This is a genomic window from Candidatus Defluviilinea gracilis (assembly GCF_057138825.1).
This window is the reverse complement of record NZ_DBNHEF010000032.1, coordinates 34,766-53,604: the sequence shown is the minus strand read 5'-3', so window position 1 is coordinate 53,604 and position 18,839 is coordinate 34,766. Positions and strand designations below refer to the sequence as shown.

Annotated in this window: 20 protein-coding genes; 9 read left to right on the top strand and 11 right to left on the bottom strand. The window is 54.5% G+C overall.

All coding sequences use genetic code 11. From position 1 onward, the window contains the following. Positions 1-41: 41 nt before the first annotated feature. The 6 genes from AC16KF_RS04450 to AC16KF_RS04425 form a co-directional block, all read right to left on the bottom strand. Positions 42-1,304: a cytochrome c3 family protein gene (locus AC16KF_RS04450; RefSeq protein ID WP_484036096.1), complete on the bottom strand. Its 1,263-nt coding sequence runs from the start codon at positions 1,302-1,304 to the stop codon at positions 42-44. A 10-nt stretch (positions 1,305-1,314) separates the two neighbouring features. After that, positions 1,315-1,869 carry a hypothetical protein gene (locus tag AC16KF_RS04445; RefSeq protein WP_484036095.1) on the bottom strand — a complete coding sequence of 185 codons (555 nt, stop codon included), beginning with the start codon at positions 1,867-1,869 and terminating at the stop codon, positions 1,315-1,317. An 18-nt stretch (positions 1,870-1,887) separates the two neighbouring features. Beyond that, positions 1,888-3,186 carry an NAD(P)/FAD-dependent oxidoreductase gene (locus AC16KF_RS04440; protein WP_484036094.1) on the bottom strand — a complete coding sequence of 433 codons (1,299 nt, stop codon included), beginning with the start codon at positions 3,184-3,186 and terminating at the stop codon, positions 1,888-1,890. After that, positions 3,183-3,449, bottom strand: a complete 267-nt coding sequence (locus AC16KF_RS04435) for a 4Fe-4S dicluster domain-containing protein (RefSeq protein ID WP_484036093.1) — start codon at positions 3,447-3,449, stop codon at positions 3,183-3,185. Before AC16KF_RS04435 ends, AC16KF_RS04440 begins: the two co-directional genes overlap by 4 nt. 513 nt (positions 3,450-3,962) lie before the next feature. Continuing rightward, positions 3,963-4,175 carry a cold-shock protein gene (locus AC16KF_RS04430; RefSeq protein ID WP_484036092.1) on the bottom strand — a complete coding sequence of 71 codons (213 nt, stop codon included), beginning with the start codon at positions 4,173-4,175 and terminating at the stop codon, positions 3,963-3,965. 81 nt (positions 4,176-4,256) lie between these two features. Further along, entirely contained in the window at positions 4,257-4,931 is a 675-nt protein-coding gene (locus tag AC16KF_RS04425; RefSeq protein ID WP_484036091.1) for a PHP domain-containing protein, read from the bottom strand. A gap of 64 nt (positions 4,932-4,995) precedes the next feature. Between AC16KF_RS04425 and AC16KF_RS04420 the strand changes: the two genes are divergently transcribed. The 7 genes from AC16KF_RS04420 to AC16KF_RS04390 all read left to right on the top strand — a co-directional run bounded on the left by AC16KF_RS04420 (position 4,996) and on the right by AC16KF_RS04390 (position 11,590). Then, positions 4,996-6,648: a hypothetical protein gene (locus AC16KF_RS04420; protein ID WP_484036090.1), complete on the top strand. Its 1,653-nt coding sequence runs from the start codon at positions 4,996-4,998 to the stop codon at positions 6,646-6,648. Further along, a complete protein-coding gene (locus AC16KF_RS04415; RefSeq protein ID WP_484036089.1) occupies positions 6,645-8,381 on the top strand; it encodes a hypothetical protein in 1,737 nt (578 codons plus the stop codon). The genes AC16KF_RS04420 and AC16KF_RS04415 overlap by 4 nt, the downstream gene beginning before the upstream one ends. Positions 8,382-8,496: 115 nt before the next feature. Further along, positions 8,497-9,417 (top strand): pseudouridine-5'-phosphate glycosidase, encoded by a 921-nt coding sequence (locus AC16KF_RS04410; protein WP_484036088.1) that lies wholly within the window; start codon positions 8,497-8,499, stop codon positions 9,415-9,417. A gap of 98 nt (positions 9,418-9,515) precedes the next feature. Further along, positions 9,516-9,647, top strand: coding sequence for a BrnT family toxin (locus tag AC16KF_RS04405; protein ID WP_484036087.1), 132 nt, complete (start codon positions 9,516-9,518; stop codon positions 9,645-9,647). Further along, positions 9,628-9,945, top strand: a complete 318-nt coding sequence (locus AC16KF_RS04400) for a hypothetical protein (RefSeq protein WP_484036086.1) — start codon at positions 9,628-9,630, stop codon at positions 9,943-9,945. Before AC16KF_RS04405 ends, AC16KF_RS04400 begins: the two co-directional genes overlap by 20 nt. A gap of 62 nt (positions 9,946-10,007) precedes the next feature. Then, positions 10,008-10,781 carry a hypothetical protein gene (locus tag AC16KF_RS04395; RefSeq protein WP_484036085.1) on the top strand — a complete coding sequence of 258 codons (774 nt, stop codon included), beginning with the start codon at positions 10,008-10,010 and terminating at the stop codon, positions 10,779-10,781. Between the two features lie 92 nt (positions 10,782-10,873). Then, entirely contained in the window at positions 10,874-11,590 is a 717-nt protein-coding gene (locus AC16KF_RS04390) for a transglycosylase SLT domain-containing protein (RefSeq protein ID WP_484036084.1), read from the top strand. A gap of 28 nt (positions 11,591-11,618) precedes the next feature. Here the strand turns inward: AC16KF_RS04390 and AC16KF_RS04385 are convergent, their stop codons facing one another. Both AC16KF_RS04385 and AC16KF_RS04380 read right to left on the bottom strand, forming a co-directional pair. Next, the gene (locus AC16KF_RS04385; RefSeq protein WP_484036083.1) at positions 11,619-12,983 is read right to left on the bottom strand and encodes a sensor histidine kinase; all 1,365 of its coding nucleotides are present in this window, start codon (positions 12,981-12,983) and stop codon (positions 11,619-11,621) included. A gap of 110 nt (positions 12,984-13,093) precedes the next feature. Then, complete coding sequence (locus tag AC16KF_RS04380) at positions 13,094-13,771, bottom strand: response regulator transcription factor (RefSeq protein ID WP_484036082.1); 678 nt, start codon at positions 13,769-13,771, stop codon at positions 13,094-13,096. Positions 13,772-14,360: 589 nt separating this feature from the next. Between AC16KF_RS04380 and serS the strand changes: the two genes are divergently transcribed. Then, complete coding sequence (gene serS, locus AC16KF_RS04375) at positions 14,361-15,629, top strand: serine--tRNA ligase (protein ID WP_484036081.1); 1,269 nt, start codon at positions 14,361-14,363, stop codon at positions 15,627-15,629. Between the two features lie 41 nt (positions 15,630-15,670). After that, positions 15,671-16,204 (top strand): DUF456 domain-containing protein, encoded by a 534-nt coding sequence (locus tag AC16KF_RS04370; RefSeq protein WP_484036080.1) that lies wholly within the window; start codon positions 15,671-15,673, stop codon positions 16,202-16,204. Between the two features lie 250 nt (positions 16,205-16,454). Here the strand turns inward: AC16KF_RS04370 and AC16KF_RS04365 are convergent, their stop codons facing one another. The 3 genes from AC16KF_RS04365 to AC16KF_RS04355 all read right to left on the bottom strand — a co-directional run bounded on the left by AC16KF_RS04365 (position 16,455) and on the right by AC16KF_RS04355 (position 18,765). Continuing rightward, positions 16,455-16,919, bottom strand: a complete 465-nt coding sequence (locus tag AC16KF_RS04365) for a hypothetical protein (protein ID WP_484036079.1) — start codon at positions 16,917-16,919, stop codon at positions 16,455-16,457. A 1-nt stretch (position 16,920) separates the two neighbouring features. Next, positions 16,921-17,928 carry a M42 family metallopeptidase gene (locus AC16KF_RS04360; protein WP_484036078.1) on the bottom strand — a complete coding sequence of 336 codons (1,008 nt, stop codon included), beginning with the start codon at positions 17,926-17,928 and terminating at the stop codon, positions 16,921-16,923. 105 nt (positions 17,929-18,033) lie between these two features. Next, positions 18,034-18,765, bottom strand: coding sequence for a Type 1 glutamine amidotransferase-like domain-containing protein (locus AC16KF_RS04355; RefSeq protein ID WP_484036077.1), 732 nt, complete (start codon positions 18,763-18,765; stop codon positions 18,034-18,036). Positions 18,766-18,839: the final 74 nt, after the last annotated feature.

Genomic DNA, 18,839 nt, shown 5'->3' with positions numbered 1-18,839 from the left:
AACTGCGTCAGCAACGGGGGGTTCGGCTTGATTCGGTTTTCTCAATTATCCCCCTCCTTGCGTTCGCCTCCCTCATGCTCTTGTCCCGTCGGGTGGCACTCCATGCAGTTCTGGAAATCGGAGATGCCTTCCTCGATGTGCTTCGAGCGTATTTTGGGTTCGTTGTGTTCATGACAACCATAACAGGTATAGGTTGTAAAAGCGCTTGGGTGACAAGTGGCGCATGAGACTGTGCCGCCATCGCCATGATTCAACGGGAAGGTGTGTGGTTCATTGAACGTGGCGGGCGTCCACGCCGTGGTGGTGTGACAAGCCGCGCAGTCTGTGCCAAATAGCCCCAAGTGAAAAACAGGATCGGCATGACAGGCAACGCACGCGCTGGGCGTTCCCGCAAACTGGTCGTTGACGTGGCATTGCTCGCATTCCACTTGTTGATGCGCGCCCGTCAGCGGGAAGTCACTGCGCGAATGATCGAAGGTCGCATCCTTCCAATCGGAGGGCGTGTGACAGGAGCCGCAGTCTGCGCCAAATTGCCCGGCGTGAACGTCCTCGGCTTGGTGACAAGCCGCGCAGTCTTGCGAAGCGGTTTGTAAATCCGCAATCGTCCGCGCGTTCGCGTGACAGTCGGCGCAGGCAATATCCGCGTGCTTGCCGTCGAGCGGGAATACGAAAATATTATGATCGAAGTCGCTTCCGTAGGTATCCACGCCGTCATGACACGCCAAGCAATCGCCGCCCCAACTTGCTACGTGCGTGTCGGTGAAAGCCGAATCAATTTGACGATGACAAGTATCGCACGTCTGCAAATCGAATTGGGAAATATCGTCGGCATGGCAATCGGAACAAGTGAAGGCTTTTCGCGCCGCGGTGAACTGGTGACCCTTCAACGAGTAGCCGAGCGCTTCATGCGGAAAAGTGATTTCGTCCATCACGGTCAACGACGCGTCGGCGCCGCGATGTTCGGGATGACAATTGCGGCACGTGATGGCGGCGGCATCTTTCATCATCCGTCCGTGAAGCGAAGTAAAATCTTGCAGTTGTCCCGAAAGATCGCTATGGCAATCCAGACAACGGTCTGCCATGGTGGCGCGTTCCCAAGGCGCAGTGTGACAGGTCTGGCAATCCCCGCCGGTCTCCGCGTGAGACGTGACGCCGCCCAACATCTCCCCGCGTTGCGCGTTCAACTCGCCGGGGCTGTACAGCAAACCGCCGCGAGCGTAGACGTATCCAACAATGAGGAACGTGGTGATGAGCGCGGCGATGATGCCGCTTCCTGATAGGCAACCCAAACGTTTGGTTTGCATATTTCCTCCGCTACTTTAGCAGGGTGGCGTAATATAACGCCGCGCCGATATGGACGAACGCCGAAATGAACAACGCGATGCCGATGGGGATATGAACGGTATGCCAGAGCGCCAAAAGACGACGCGCTTGCTTGAGAGCCTCCTGTGAGAGCGTGCCTTCGATCTCCAACCCGTCCATGGTGCGCGGGATGCGGGTGAAAACATAACGTCCGATAAATCCGCTGACGACGATGATGATGGTCAACAACGTTGTGGCGCCCGCGATGCCGTTGAATTTCCAGGAGGTATGGAGCAGAACCATATACGGTCCCACGATCCCGGTAAAAATATGGAATTGAAGCCATGCAGACATCCTCCCCCACTTCACACTGCGGCTCCGCTTGCGGAGGCTGTATAACGTCTCTGTCAGCATCATCAAGACGAAGCCGACGATTCCGATGCCGTGACCGAACAAATCACCCGCGGGCGGAATTTCTCGCGTTAACAGGACGACCAACGCATAAACCCCAGTAATCAGGATCATTGCCAGAAATGCCAGCCATAATTCTTTGTTGCCGCGAAGCATACATCCTCCAAAGACTTTCTAATTCCTCAAACCCGCCCAAAACTCAACGACCACATCCCCGATGCGCGCATCCGCCGCCAGCAATTTTTCACGGATCGAGGAAATGTCTATTCTTTCCGATACGATTTTCTGGAGCGGGTATGAAAGTGTCTGGTCTCCCATTACCACCGCGCCGAGCAATCGTTGTTCGCCGACCATCAAGCGCAAGTGATTCACGTCAAAGCCGCTCTGAGCCACCAGCGCATCCGGCAGACTGCGCCACGTTTCGCTGTCGCCGCGGGCAATGCCGACCAGGTCTTCGTCATGACCGCCTCCCACCGCGCCGATGATCGTTGTCGTCAGACCCGCCAAACGAGTCACATTGAAGGGAGACGCTTTGACATACGCGCTTGTCTTGCCCGCCATGTTTAATCCTGCCGCGTATCCTTGCTGACGAGCGGGTCCCCACAAACTATCCAATACAGACCGCCCAACAACCGGATCGTACACTTGCGCCACATCGCCCGCCGCAAAGATATAAGGGTCGTTGGTCTGCATAAACTCATTGACGAGAATACCCCGGTCAACCGCCAGCCCAGCCTGCCTCGCCAACTCCAAACGCGGACGAATCCCGATCGCGTAGGCGACCATGTCGCATTTCAACGTTCTGCCATCGAGCAAGCGCGCGCCGATCGCCCGATTCTTCTTTCCCATTACCTCGATTACTTCGGCGTGGTGATGCAGCGTCACCCCCTCCACTTGAAGACGCGCCTCGACAATCTTTGATTCGTGTTCATCGAGCACGCCGCTCCAATATCTATCGCCGCGCAATAAATAATGGACATTCATACCCCGCGCGAGCAATCCTTCCACCAACTCCAGAGCGGTGATTCCTCCGCCGATCACAACAGCCATCCTGCCGCGGCGGGCGTGTTTCAAAATACGCTTCGCGTCTTCCATGTGATCGAGTTTAAAAACGCCTTCAAGATTCGCGCCGGGCATCTCCAAAGGTAACGCCTGCGCCCCGGTTGCGATCAACAACCGGTCATAAGGAATGGAAGTCTGATTCTCCAACTCCAGAACGCGCGCCTCGCGCAGAACACCCTTTACACGCCCTTTCACATATCGAAAGTTCATCTGGCGGTATTCATCCGACGTACGCGGATATAGAGCTTTGTCGTGAAGTTCGCCGGTCAAATAATACGCAAGACCGGGGCGCGAATAAAACCCGTGAGGGTCGTCGCCGATCATCACAACCTCACCCGAACGGTCCACAGAACGGATCGCCTCAATTGCCGCGATACCCGATACGCCAGACCCAACAATCGCATACTTCATGGCTTCCTCTTCGCGAACAGATCCGTCTTCTCGAAACGGAGCGACCCGCGCGGGCAACGCATCACGCACTCGCCGCACGTCAGGCAGTGGTTGTGGATCACGGGTTCGCCGCGCCAGGCGTGAGCGCGCACATCAATACCGACAGGGCAGTTATAAGTGCAAATTCCGCACTGTACACAACGCGCAGGGTCAGGAACCACATACCCCGACGCGAGAACGGTGTGTTTGCTCGCACGTTGCTGAAAGATACTTAGAATCGCCATATTTTTACGACAAAATTATATGCCTGAAGCAAACGACGAATGTCATCATTAAGTCATAAACAGGACTTACGCAAACTCCTAAGAACAAGCCGCGAATTACACGAAGTATCGCTAATTTTTTAAACAATTCGCGTGAATTCTCGAAATTCGCGGCAAAAGATTTTGAACTGCGTAAGTCGTGATCAATAACGTGAATAATGGATAAACCAAAACTACCGTTATGTCACCCTGAGGGATCGGTTTTCAGCGACCGAAGGGTCTCGAATGAGCCTTTCCGAGATGCTTCGGGGCAAAAATCGCCCCTCAGCATGACATGATTCTGTTATCCATTATTGGCGTTAAATAGGATTTCTGCGGTTGAACTGTTGCGCCGCATTTGCACTGCGGCGGCGGCACGATTTGCTTGGCAAATCGAACTGCCGCCAACTGCGTAAGTCCTGATTAAATAAAAACAGGGCTGTCTCACGACAACCCTGTTCGGTTCGCAAAACTTACGTCGGCAAGCCGACCGTCTTACGAGACAGGCACCACGTTGGCGGCCTGCAGACCTTTGGGACCGTCCTCCACAGAGAACTCCACTTTCTGCTCGGCTTCCAACTTGCGGTAGCCATCGGACTGAATGGCGCTGAAATGAACAAACACATCCTCGCCATTGTCACGGCCGATAAAGCCGTAGCCCTTGGTGGCATTGAACCACTTGACCGTACCAACAAATCGTTCTGACATCGTACAACATCTCCTGCTTAGAAAATTTATGCCCAGCCGCCTTCGCTTTCACGGCGAGCCGGACACGCGAGCGCAAGATTATCACGCCTGATTTTTCATGTCAAGACTCGGATTCAGCCCCTTTCGGAGGACGGCAAACCGCGAGGCAAGATGAAACCACGGAGGCGACCAACGCGTCTCGAACTGGGCATTGCGGATGACCTTCCGCATCCCCTCCGGACCTTCAAACTGCTCCAGCCTCAGCAGGCTTCTCCCCACCTCGAACGCCGCGTGCGCGTCCGAGCCAACCGTGCCAGCGATGTTGTGCTTCGCGGCAAACTCTCGCGCCTCGCGGTTGAAGCGCGGATTTCTGCACCGCGAGTTATACACTTCGATCGCATCTACGTGCGGCAAAATTTCAAGCAAATCCTCCTCCGCCCAACCGCCCGGGCGAAATTCATCAAACGGATGCGACACGCTGATGAACGCGCCCTGCTCCTTCAGCCGTCGAATCGTCTCTTGCGGAGTCAACCCGGCGGGAATCTCCTCGGTCACGAACGCCGCAAGGATCTCTCCTTTGGTGGTGAAAATCTCCTCCCCCACGATGACCAGTTCCGGGTCCAGCGCCTGAGCCGCCCGCGCCCCCGCGATCGAGTTGTGATCGGTGACGACGACGCGATCGATCCCCTTGCGCCGGCACGCCTCCACCAAATCGCGCGGGCGCGTCAGCGAATCCTTCGAGGCATTGGTATGACAGTGAAATTCAACACGTAACATATCCCTCATTTTACCGCACCGAGTCAGTGGCGATTTGAGAGGTTTTGGAATAAAATTCAAACCTATGGGCGATACTCCGATCTATAAAAGACCGTGGTTTTTTATCTTTGTATGGTTGTTTATCCTCGTAATAGCCTATCTGTGGGAGATCGTTCGAGCGGGGGGATTTCAATTCAACCAGGTGCGAATCCTGATCGATGCTTTTTGTTTATTTCCCATCCTTTTATTCATGTGGATGGCGTTCTTCTCGCAATTCGTCCTACCGCTAACCAAAACCGGCGACCGTTGGAGAATTTTCACCCGCGTGCTTAGCCGTCTCGTCGGGGGCAAAGGACCAGCCATATTTATCAAAAATGGCAAACAGGAAAAAGAAGCGGGGGAGGAAGAGCGGAAAGGCAAAGGAGTTCTGTGGCTCGATTCAGCCAGCGCGGCGGTCACTCGAACCGCAACAAAGATCCAACGGACGCTGGGACCGGGTTTTCACTTCATCGGCAAAAAAGAAACCATTGCCGGCACAGTAGATTTACATATTCAAAATCATGCGGTAGGACCTAACGCTCAGGAAAAACCGTTCGCCGAGAAATCAGAAGCGCAATCGGATGAGGAATATAAACAGATCCAAGACCGGCGCATGCAAGTCAGCGCATTGACGCGAGATGGGATCGAGATTGTCCCAAATATTTCGGTGACCTTCCGCATCGACACAGGCTTTCCGGAGGAAGGACAACCCGGCTCGCGATTCGGGTATCGCACCGGCGTGACCCCAAAAGATAAGAAAAATGAAAAAGCGGATCAGGAAGCCATTCGCAAGGCGATCATGGGCGAGAGTATTAACCCAAATTACAACCCGGAATCGCCCCGGTACCGCGTGGCGTGGAATCAACTGCCTGCCGTGCTCGCAGTGGATATATGGCGCGAGTATGCCTCCAAGTTCACATTGAATCAGTTCTTCGAACCGCGCGTCGAGATGCCGCCGCCTTATGAAGCGCCCATCATGCCCACAGAAGAAGAAATTGACCCGCTCACACGGGCGATTCAAATGAAAAGCCGACGCGAATCATTCCAAATCGCGCTGGCGCGAATTTTGCGCGCGGCAAACCGGGGTATTGCAAAGCTGATATCCATGGTGGAAAAACAGCCGTCAATTCCGCCGAAAAAACAACCGCCTGTCACTCCTCCCCAACCGCCCTCGCAGGAAAAGAAAGCGACCCAGAAAACTGCCTTACAGGCGATCAATGAAATGGTCAAGGCGCGGTTGACGCAGGAATTTGTAGAATTCTTCGATCAACATGGCGTTTGGATCGAAGGTCACCCCCCGGAGTTGAGTCGGGAATTTAAACGACTGCAGGAGCGCGGGTTGAAAGTGATCAGCGTCAGCATCAGCAATCCTAGGTTAAACGACGCTGTGGATCAAACCATCATCGGCAAATGGCAGGCTGACTGGCTAAAATACGCAAAAGGGGAGCAAAAACGAATCAACAGGAAGCGCGAACTTCACGAATCAGCCGCGCAAGACCGGGCGATCCAGGACTATGGAAAATGGCTCAGCGAGGGAATCATGCAGGCGCCTCCCCCTGATATGAAAAATACGCTAAAAACCCTGCTGAAACGCACGCGCTCCATGATCATTCGATCGGATGGCATACGCCGAAAAATGGAAACCGAGTTACTGTATCTCGAAGACATCCTGCGTTGGATCGAGGTCAACGGGCGATGAACGAAATAAACGCGCCTGAATCCGCCTTGCGAAGCGAATATCGACTCTTCCGCGAGGGATTGACCCGGCTTGCCAATGCGTTCCTGAACCGGTTCTTCGCGCTCTCGTCCCGCGCCGCCAGTCGGCGTTTCTGGGCATTCGTGTTTTTATTCTTCTTCAGCGGGTTTTCACTCAGTCTCTTCAATTACTCCCTAATCGAATGGTGGGCGCGCCTCCAGGATGTATTAATTTATACGCTCAACTCCACATATCGAGCAACCTATATCGGAAACCCTTTCGGAAATCTGTTGTTGTTTTTAATTCAAGTGCTCATCGATCCTCGCAACCTCCGCTTGATTCCTCTCCTGCTTGCTCCGTATTTTATATCTATTCAAATTGCCGCCATCTACCTGGCAGATATTTTCAATCTGGACGTTGTTTCGGTTGCGCGTCGGCATATCCGCGAAGTTGCGCTGGGCGGCAGTGACGAGACGATTCGATTCAAAGGCGGCGCAATCGCCGATGAGAGCATAAAATCAGCCAATTTTCTCATTGGGGGACCGGGCAAGGTGGTGGTGGAGTTGGATACGGTTGTCGTGTTCGAACTCCCCGACGGCACGCCGCGCGTGATCGGACCGACCGGCAAAGAGAAAAAGAGCCAGGCGAATATCGAAGGGTTTGAACGTTTCAGGGAGGCTTTCAACCTGCGCGAGCATTTTGTCGAGTTCCGTGATATGGGCGAAAAATATAAATCGGTGGCGAGCCGAAGTAAAGACGGAATTCCCATTTCGGCGACGGACGTTCGAATTGCCTTTAGCGTCGATCGCGCGGAGGAGGACAGCAGAGACAAAGCCGATCTGCCATACTCATATACAGACGAGGCAGTGAATACCCTCGTATATAAAGCCACTTCCAAGGTAACGAACGATGTTGACCGACCGTCCGTTTTCGAGCCAGATTGGGTGAAAAATATGACCAGCCTGATTCATAGCGAGTTAGGCAAATTCATGGCGCAACGAAACCTGACCGAGTATCTGGCGAATTTCGGCATCCCTGAAGTGGACCTGGCAACAAAACGCGAAGAGGCAATCTCGCAACTTATGCGGGGTTTAACGCCAAGAGGAGAATCCCCGCCGGAGGCCGGCTCATTGCCCGAAGCGCCCACGTTCGTTCCACGACCAAAGATCACACGATTATTCACGGAACTGGAAAATGAATTTGCCACCCTTGCGAAACGGCGCGGCGTCAAACTGCACTGGATCGGCGTCGGCACCTGGGCGTCGCAAGTTGAAAAGGTTATCAGAGAGCACATCGACGCTTGGAAAATATTCATCGAGTCCAACGGACTAGACTCAACCAAATCGCTCGAAGGATTGAGCCGCGAAACATCGTCGGATAAAGTAGCAGGGTTGATCCAAGAGATCCCGATCGCTTCGTGCGAGCAGGCGATGGGCAAAACCCGCGCGTCAAACCCGGTCATGTTCATTGTATTGAAAGATTATCGCAAGTTTTTAATTCAAGCCAGCGAAACCTGGATCAACAAAGGCGAAACGCCGCCCAACTCGATTGTCGAAGCGATACAGCACTTGAATCGTTTTATTTTCCGCGTTAGAGACGATCCTCCCCCGCCGCCCGATGATGGCAATCAGGGAGACGACCCTCCCCCGCCGCCCGATGATGGCAATCAGGGAGACGACCCTCCCCCGTCGCCCGATGATGGCAATCAGGGAGACGACCCTCTCCCGCTGGGATGAGCAATCAATAACTCGCCTTAAGCGGAACGCCCCGAAGGTTTTCGTGAATCAGGTTGGGGTTTTGCCCAAGCCTTCAGAACGGCGCGTACTTTCAGTCAATCAAAGGACAAACATCATGGAAGAAAAAAAATATTCAGCCAACGTAAGCCGAGCCCACCGGGCGGGTTTGCCCATCGTCGCGCTCGAGTCGACGGTGATCACACACGGCTTGCCGAGTCCGCAAAATTTGGAACTCGCGCAAGATATGGAAACCGCCGTGCAGGAGGAAGGCGCCACGCCAGCCACAATCGCGTTTTTGGACGGCGAATTGCATATTGGTTTGAGTAGCGCTGAACTGAAAAGACTCGCCGACGAGAAAGACACCTACAAAGTGGGTCCGCGCGATTTTGCGACGGTGATCACAGAAGAGGCTTGCGGAGGCACAACCGTCGCCGGGACGATGCTCGCATGTAAACACGCGGGGATCAAAGTCTTCGCCACCGGCGGAATCGGAGGCGTGCACCGCGAATCCTCTTTCGACATTTCAGCTGATCTGCAAGCGTTGGCGACCATCCCCATGATCGTTGTCTGCGCGGGAGCAAAAGCGATCCTTGATCTGCCTGCCACATTGGAATATCTGGAAACGAACGGGGTGCCGGTCGTTGGCTACGGAACGGATGACTTCCCCGCGTTCTACTCGCGCGAAAGCGGGCTGGACGTTAGCGCGCAGGTTGACACGCCGGAAGATGTGATCGAGTTTGCGAAGGCGCATTGGAACGCGGGTATGACGAGCGCGGTTCTGGTGGCGAATCCGATTCCGAAGGCGGAGGCAATTTCCAAGTCCGAGATGGAACCGTTGATCGAGAAGGCATCCAAAGAAGCGCAGGAAAAAGGCATCCACGGGAAGGAAGTTACACCGTTTCTCCTTAAGCGCATCAATGAGTTGACGAAAGGGAAATCAATGAAAGCAAATTTGGCGTTGCTGTTGAACAACGCTAGGCTGGCGGCGCACATCGCCCGCGCGTGGCGCGCGAGCGAGCGGCGGAAAGTGGCGTGATGACGGCAATTACTCGATACAATCACCGAGAGGAATTTTTACCGATCGAAGCGCGAGGTATAATCTTTACAGGTAAGTAATCGTCGAGGAAACGAAGTATGGCGATGTTCTTTGAATGGGATGAAGAGAAAGCCAAAATTAATATCAAGAAACATACGGTCAGTTTTGAGGAAGCGAAATCTGTTTTTGGAGACCCTCTTTCGATTACCTATGAAGAACAAACCAAATAAATCAAAAAAAATCGGCGAGATGCGCGGGGAATATGATTTCACCGGCGGAGTCCGCGGTAAGCACGCGGAAGCGTACCGCCAGGGGCATTCCGTTGTCATTCACAAAGAAGATGGAACAACCATCGTCCAGAATTTCAAGCTGGAGGAAGGGGCAATCCTTCTTGAGCCTGATGTGCGCGAATATTTCCCCGATGCAGAATCGGTGAATAAAGCATTGCGGACCTTGATCGCCATTGCGCCGAAAAAGCGCGGCGCTCTACGCGCATCCCGTAAAATCACCGCATCGTCTCGCCCTTGACAATTTAGAACAAGTGTTCTAAACTCGACCCAATTGTCACCCATTCGACAAAGGAGGTCGAGATGACTACGTATCGAAGAAATTCAGGGGATGGACTGCGCGCCTTGTTCCGCGATCTCACGCACGGACGGCGCTTCAACCGCGGCGCGGCTTGGGGGATGATCATCCTCGTGGCTCTGCTCGCTTTCGAGGTTTCCAACTTCAACGCCACACGCTTCGCCCTACGGGATATTCTGGGCGACCTTTCCTTCGGCGGCTTGCAATGGGCGACTATTCTCGCCATCGCATTCTGCGGCATCGACTTTGCCGGCATCGCCCGCGTCTTCACGCCGGAACAAGGAGCCGACGAACCGAAAGAAGTGTATTACCTCTTCGGCGCGTGGCTGTTGGCGGCTGGCTTCAACGCGATTCTCACATGGTGGGGCGTGTCGGTTGCCATCGTCAATCACACCAGCGCGTCGGGCGGAGCGGTCATCAGCAACGAGACCATGACGAAAGTTGTGCCGATCTTCGTCGCCGCGATGATCCTGCTCATCCGCGTGTTGATCATCGGTTCATTCTCGCTCGCCGGAGACCGCATGTTCACCACCGCCGAGCGCTCAGCCTCGGAACGAAACAACTACGCGCGACCCGCCCAACAGCAAACCTATCGCCCGGCGAATCAGGGACAACCGATTCTTCGCCCCGCGTCCAGTTTGAACCGCCCGGTGCAGACCACGCAAAATCAATCCTATCGTCCCGCGCCGAAACCCGCGCAACAAACTTCATTCATGCGGGCTGAGCCGACGTATCACTCGGTCAATGAGCCTTCCAACGACCGCAATTACAACGCTTAACTCTCGACCTCACTCAAGGCGAGGCAATGACAACTGAATAATCCGAACTCATTTCGAGCTCGGGTCCCTACTCAAAATTAAAGGAACCCACTATGCCCCGCGCTCGCTCACAACCATACGACGACCGGCAAACAGCCGCGGCAGATCACGATGCCGGCGGCTGTTTGTCTTTTTATGCCTTGCCGCCTCTCGCGGTGATTCTGATCGCGTGCCTGCTTGCCGCGCTCGCGTCGAACATGCCGATTCAAACCTCCGCTTCGCCCATCGTTCAGCCTGTTTCAATCGCGTCGACCTTTTCAACCTCTTCAAGCGGACTCTCCCCCATCTTCACGCGGGAAGTCCAATACTGGGGCAACAACATCGTCCGCTGGGCAAACGCTTCTTCCCTTGACCCCAATCTGGTCGCCACCGTGATGCAGATCGAATCGTGCGGCGACCCAAACGCGCTCTCGCGTTCCGGCGCGATGGGACTCTTCCAAGTGATGCCGTTCCACTTCCACTACGGCGAAAACGGATTCGACACCGAGACCAACGCCCTGCGCGGACTCGAATACCTCGCGCGTTCGCTTCAAACCGCCAACGGCGATCCGCGCCTTGCGCTGGCTGGCTACAATGGAGGCATCGGCGTGATCCATCGCGGCGAGTGGACGTGGCATGCCGAGACGCAGAGATATGTCCGCTATGGCGGACCAATTTACACCGATGCGCGAAGCGGGTTTTCATCCAGCTTAACGCTCGATGAGTGGTATCAAAATTATGGAGCGGGGTTATGCCGCCAAGCCGCGCAGAGATTAGGAATTGACAACTAGCCGACGAAGAGACCAGAAGACCAAGCGACTACATCACCGGCAACCAAATTGCAAATGCCGTGCCTTGCCCGTCTTTTGAATTGACTTCGATCCTGCCCCCGTGACGTTCGACGATCCAATTGGCGATGGAAAGCCCAAGCCCAAAGCCGGTGCTCCTGCCGCGCGTGCGCGATTTTTCGGCGCGATAGAAACGCTCGAAGATGTGAGGTAAGTCCTCCGCTGGAATGCCCGGGCCCGTGTCGCGGCAGATGATGCGCGCCTGATCTTTTATTTTTTCGAGGCTGATGAAGACCTCGCCCCCGGTTGGCGTGTATTGAATCGCGTTCGCCACAAGGTTGATGAAGACTTGTTTCAGCCGGTCGCGGTCGCCTTTGACGATGACTTGATCAATCTCATTGAGATGCAAACGGACTTTGTTGCCAGCCAGCACACTCATTTCTTGAAAGACCTCGGTGACGAGCAAATCGAGTTCGACTGGCTTTTCGACGAGCGCGAGCTTGCCCGACTCAGCCTGTGCCAGCAAAAGCAAACCGCCCACAAGGCGAGAGAGGCGACCTGCTTCCTGGTCTATGCTGGTCAGCGATTCTTCGTCGAGGCTTTTCATGCGGCGCATCAAATCCGCGTTACCTTTGATGACCGTAAGCGGCGTGCGGAGTTCGTGACTCACATCTGCCAGCAGGCGTTGTTGCGAGGTGAACAACACCTCGATACGTTCGAGCGTTTGATTGAACGAATCCACCAGCCCCCCGATTTCATCAGGGGGACCATCATACGGGATGCGGCGCGAGAGATCGTCGGCGCGGTTGATCTGTTCTGCCGCCAGCGTTATAGATTTCAAAGGGCGAAGGGTTTCTCCAAGCGTCAACCAGGCGACATTTGCCGAAATCAGAACCGCAACGATCCAGATCACTCCGAGGATTTTTTCCAACCCTATACGCGCCGCATCGACCACATCCAGACTCACGGCAAGTTGAAGTGTGCCTATACGGCGTTCATTCAGTTCGAGCGGAACACTAACCACGCGCAAGTGAACCATCCCTGCCTGCACATACCGATAGCTCGGGGTTTCGATGCGCAAACCGGCGGGGTAAAACGGGCGTTGGTCAGTGAATCCTTCCAATGTACGCAAGCCGGTCTGCGCGGCGCCGCCAAGGTCCCACATCTGCACGTAGACATCCGAACGCAGTTCAACCGATTCGAGTTTGCCTTCGAGCTCGTCCAGGTCGCCGACGTTGATTCCGCTGACGATTAAATCTACCGCGTTCTCCAGCGTACGATCGACCTGGTCGACCAGAACGGCTTTAAAAACAAAAATCACCGTTGCGCCAAAGACAAGCAAAATCCCGCCTGTAACGATCGCATATAACAAGGTCAGGCGAAGGCGGAGAGACATTTCGATTTACGATTTACGATTTTGGATTGACGGTTGAAGATCTGCAAACTTGCTCATTTGCCTACTTGCTCATTTGCTCATTTGCTCACTTGCTTATTTGCCCATTTGCATCACGGATTTTCCCGCATTACATACCCCACCCCGCGCACAGTATGGATGAGACGGACTTCCCCATCACTCTCCAACTTCTGTCGCAGGTAACGGATGTACACTTCCAGCACATTGCTCTCACCGCCGAAGTCATAACCCCACACGCGATCGAAGATCACTTCGCGCGTCAACACTTGTTTCGGGTGGCGCAGGAACAATTCAAGCAGTTCGTATTCTTTCGCCGTCAACGAGATCGTACGATTTCCGCGCGAGGCTTGGCGCGTGCCGGTATCGAGCGAAAGATCGGCGAACTTCAGCACAGGGATTCGCTCCGGCTGCGTTCGGCGCAACAATGCCCGCACACGCGCAAGGAGTTCATCCAAATTGAACGGCTTGACCATGTAATCATCCGCGCCCGCGTCCAAGCCTTGAATGCGATCCTGCACGGTATCTTTCGCCGTCAACATCAAAATCGGGATCGAACCGCCCGTGCGCAAACGATGGCACACTTCCAGCCCATCCATGCCGGGCAACATCCAATCGAGGATCACAAGATCGGGCGTGTGGTCGCGCGCAAGGATCAGCCCCATCCGCCCATCGGTCGCTGAGTCCACTGTGTAGCCTTCATACGCGAGTCCGCGTTGAAGCAATTTGAGAATCTGCTGGTCGTCTTCGATGATCAGAATTCGTTCATTCATGACGATACTCCTAAACAGAATATACCATAATTTGACATGCGGATTCAATCCACGCTTCGCCCTCGACGGGAAATTTGATTCGCCCGCGCGAACTTCACCAACGCTTCGGCATTTCTCTTCCAAGCCATTGACAACACAATCTCGACGCGTATAATCGTGCCAACAAGACAGCGTGAAGACAAGTACTCATCGAACCGTTCAGAGAGCCGTCGGGTCTCGATATGGCGAAGAACTCGCCTACTCGACCAACAGTGCAAGACGGTCGGGCAGATGACGAAATCCACTTCACCACGTTGTTCTCGCAGGGATTTATTGTAGTGACGACTTCAGTCGTCATCAGAGCGACTAAAGTCGCTACTACGATCAATCGTAAGAGAATCGGTCTCCGCCCGTTATCGCGGATCCAAGACCCCCACCCTCCTCCCCAAATTCGAAATTTGAATTTGGGATGGCAGAAAAACTCCCCTTCGAATTTGGGGGAGGCGCCAACGGCGGAGGGGGAAGGTAAAAGCAGGTGGCACCACGAAACGCCCCTTCGTCCTGCACATGGACGGGGGCGTATTTTATTCTCTGCACTCGGAGGTGCAACATGTTAGACCTGAATTTGATCCGCGAAAAACCAGACGTTATCCGCGCGGCGTTGAAGAACCGCCAAATGGATTCATCGTCCATCGAGGAGATTCTTCAACTCGATGAAAAACGCCGCGCCCTGCTCACCGAAGTGGAGCAGTTAAAGGCTGAGCGCAACACCGTCTCGAAAGAGATCGGCAAAATGAAAGACGCGGCGGAACGCGAAAAGAAAATTGTTGCGATGCGCGAGGTGGGCGACAAAATCGCCGCGCTCGACAAGGAGGTGGCAGAGGTCGAAGGGGAGTTAACGCGGCTAACGAGCGCCCTGCCCAACGTCCCGGATGAACGGACGCCGATAGGCGCATCCGAAGAAGAAAACGTGGTCCTCCGCACAGTTGGTCAACTCCCCGAATTTGATTTCGAGCCGAAAGCGCACTGGGATTTGGGTCCCGCGCTCGGCGTCATTGACTTTGAACGCGGCACGAAGATCACGGGTTCGCGCTTTTATGTGTTGAGCGGCGCGGGCGCGCGATTGCAACGCGCGTTGATCGCGTTCATGTTGGATTTGCACATTCGGCAAGGCTACACCGAAAAATATTTGCCGTTCATGGTGAAAACGGAAACCGTGTTTGGCGCGGGTCAACTGCCGAAGTTCGCCGACAATTTATACAAAGACCACGAAGAGGATTTGTATTTTGTGCCGACCGCCGAAGTTCCGTTGACGGGCATGCACATGGATGAGATTCTCGATGAGGCGCAATTGCCGTTGCTGTACACGGGATACACGCCATGTTTCCGCCGCGAGAAAATGAGCGCGGGACGCGATGTGCGCGGTATCAAACGCGGACATCAATTCGATAAAGTGGAAATGTATATGTACGCCAAACCCGAAAAGTCGGATGCGTTGCTTGAAAAAATGCGTGAGGACGCCGAAGCGACTTGCGCCGCGTTGGGACTCACCTATCGCGTCAAACAACTCTGCACAGGCGATCTGGGATTCGGTTCGGCGATCACGTACGACATCGAAGTCTGGGCGGCGGGATGCAATGAGTGGCTGGAAGTGTCATCGGTCTCGAATGTGCGCGACTTTCAGGCGCGACGCGCGAATATAAAGTATCGTCCCGCCGATGGCGGCAAAGCGCGTTTGCTCCACACATTGAACGGATCGGGTCTCGGTCTGCCGCGCACGATGATCGCCGTGATGGAAAACAACCAGCAAGCCGACGGTTCGATCCGCATCCCTGAAGTTCTGCGCCCGTGGATGGGCGGCGTGGATGTGATCGAATAATTTTGTAGGGGCGGGGCGACCCCGCCCCTACTGGAATGAATATGCTTCCTCCCGAATTAGTCTCTTTCTTTCAAGTCGCATGGATTTTTATTGTTGACTGGCTAACACTTGCCGTCTTAATAATCGGGCTGCTAGGCTTGATCATTCCGATCTTCCCGGGCATCACCGTGATGTGGCTCGCCACTCTGGTGTATGCGCTCCTACAAAGCGTGGCGCAACGCATGACGTTTTGGGATTGGGTCTTGTTCGCCGTCATCACCCTCCTGATGATCGCAGGCAACATCGTGGACAACATTATCATCGCCCGTAAAATGCGCGACAAGTTCGTGCCGTGGAGTTCGATCCTGCTGGCGTTCGCGGCAAGTCTCGTCGCAAGTTTGTTCCTCACCCCCATCGTTGGTCTGGCAAGCGCTCCGCTCGCGTTGTTCGGCTTGGAATATTACAGACTGCGCGATAAAACGGCCGCCATCGAATCGACCAAAGCGTACATGGTCGGCTGGGGCTGGTCGTTCGCCGCTCGCTTCGGAATCGGAGTTTTGATTCTTGGTTTATGGATGCTGTGGGCTTGGGTGTGAAAACAAACCATCGCCTCAGATTTCACGGATTGTCGCGGATTTCCATATGGGATTTACGAAGTTGAACCTGCTGCGCCGTAGTTGCACTGCGGCGGCGGCAGTACAACTGCCCGCCAACTGCGTAAGTTCTGCCATATTCATGATCAGCGCTTCACGAAAGTTCAGGCGACAGCTCGATTGGCTTGGCGCATCGCGCCGCCTGCCTCGACGCAGCGCAACCGCGTCGAGAACTATTTTCATAGTCCACTGATTATCGCTTTGCTTCCTGCGCGGTTTGAAGCGCGATCTCTTTGAACTTCGCCCCTGCCGCGTTGTCGTCCAAGCCGATGAAGATTAACCCGTCGTCAGACGCGTCGGTAAACCTGCCGCTGACGTTGAGTCCCGAATCGGGAATCATGTTTGCAAACGACGATTCGGCATAATCCTGGATCGTCACATCGTTCAACTGGGCAGACGAGGCGGAAGTTTGGGTCTTGGTCCCGCTTGTCGCCCACACCAGCCAGCGCGGAGTGACGACCGCGCCCGCGTAGACCACCTCCGCCCCGCCGAACAATCCCTTTTTGATCTTTTCTGAATCCGTTTGAACGCACATCAACGCATCGGATAAAATTTCGCCGAGGTTGTATTTCTCGATGTGTCCGTTAATTGCCTGCAATAACTCGGGGCGCAGGTTTTCGAATCCCAACTCTTTTGTTGTTCGTTTCCAATCAGACATCTTATCCACTCAACTCAACTTTCGCGCGCAGAAGAGCCGTCAACAACTTGACGGAATTCTGCACATCGTTATAGTCCACCATTTCGGATGGCGAATGAACATAACGCACAGGGATGGAGAGACAACCCGCAGGCACGCCCGCGCGCGTGAGTTGCATGGCGCGCGCGTCGGTCGAACCGAATAATAGGACTTCGCGCTGATATGGGATCTTGCTTTTCTCCGCCGTGCGGATCATCCACTTCACCACGCGCGGATCAGCGATCATGCCCCCGTCTTGAAATTTGACGCATGGACCCTTGCCCAACTTCATTTCCATTTTGAGCGCGTTGGGCGTGTCCGCCGCGGCAGTGACATCCACCGCGATGCCGAGGTCGGGGTCAATGCCGAATGCGGATGTCCCCGCCCCGCGCGTGCCAACTTCCTCTTGCGTGGTGAACACGAAATACACATCATGCGGCGTGGACTTTAACGCTCGCAGCGTCTCAATCGCAACCAACACGCCCACGCGATCATCCATGGATTTAGCAACGAGACGATCTCCCATCTCGACAAACGAACGGTCAAACGCGGCGACATCGCCGACTTTCACGGGACAATCTTTTTTGCTTGTCGCGCCCACGTCAATATAGATTTTATCCAGCGGGGGGACTTCGTTCATTTTGTCAAAACGATCGAACCCGATGACGCCTGCCGTGCCATTCAAAAAGCGGACTCGCCCTCCCAGCACATACCGCCCAAACACCCCGCCGATGTTCGAAAAGCGCGCGAAGCCGTTCTCATCAATGTGACTCACCATCAGCCCGATCTCGTCCATGTGCGCGGCGATCATGATTTTCTTTGTGTCTTTGGTGTATTTCGACGGGCGTTTCCGCGCGATGAGGTTGCCAAGCGCGTCCACCTTGATCTCGTCGGCGAGCGGCTTCACTTCCGCGCGCACCAACTTGCGGATATTCTCTTCGTAACCCGATGGTCCGAAGATTTCGGTGAGTTGTTTGAGGAGAGGTTTCATGGAGAGTTCCTTGGGGAGGGAATTGAGTTATTGGTAATTGGTAATTAGAGATTGGAGACTGGAGACTTGTCCTGAGCGAAGTTGAAGGATTCGAGAATTAGAGAATTAGTTGAGCGGCACGGTTTCGCCGACTTTGAAAACTTTGTCTTTGTCGCGGGTGATGAGGTGGACTGTGCCGCGACCCATCACTTTCCATTCGCCGCCCTGAGCGGAGGTCGAAGACCGCAGTCGAAGGGCGCCGACGAGGGCGGTGTTTTCATCCACGCCGAGCATGCGCTCGCCTTTCTTGAGTCCCTTTCGCAAGGCAAAGATCATTGGCTTGAACACGAGCGGCATCTCATCGAAATGCGGAAGAATGAACTGCGCGGGGATGACGCCAAACCCATCCACGTTTTGAGCTAATCGAAAACTCGGCACGCGCTTCGAGAGGATCATCGCTCCCGCCGAACAGCCCGCGTAGACCGCTCCCTTGCTCCACGCTTTTTTCATGGACGCCCATGCGCGCGAGCCTTGCATGGTTTGAAACAAGTAAAGCGGATTGCCGCCAGAGAAATAAATGAAATCCGCGTTTTCCAATGCCGAGTCAAATTGCGGATCGTTCGCGGACTCTTTGTCAATGATGCGGAGAGCCTGCGCATCCGCGCCGAGTTTTTGGAAGTGTTCCATTCCCATGCGCGACCAGCGGTTGACGCTCTCGTCGCCTTCCTGCCCTGCCGCGGTGGGAAGACAAACGACGCGCGGTGTTTTCGAGTTGACGCTAGACAGCAGATAGCGATCCACCTCTTCCATCACAGGCAGATATTCACCAGCGCCGACGAGGGCGATGAGTCCGTTCATGGGCGCTCTTTGGGTGGTAGACACGGAGACAAGTAAACACGTAAACAAGGAAACACGTAAACACGGCGTTGCAA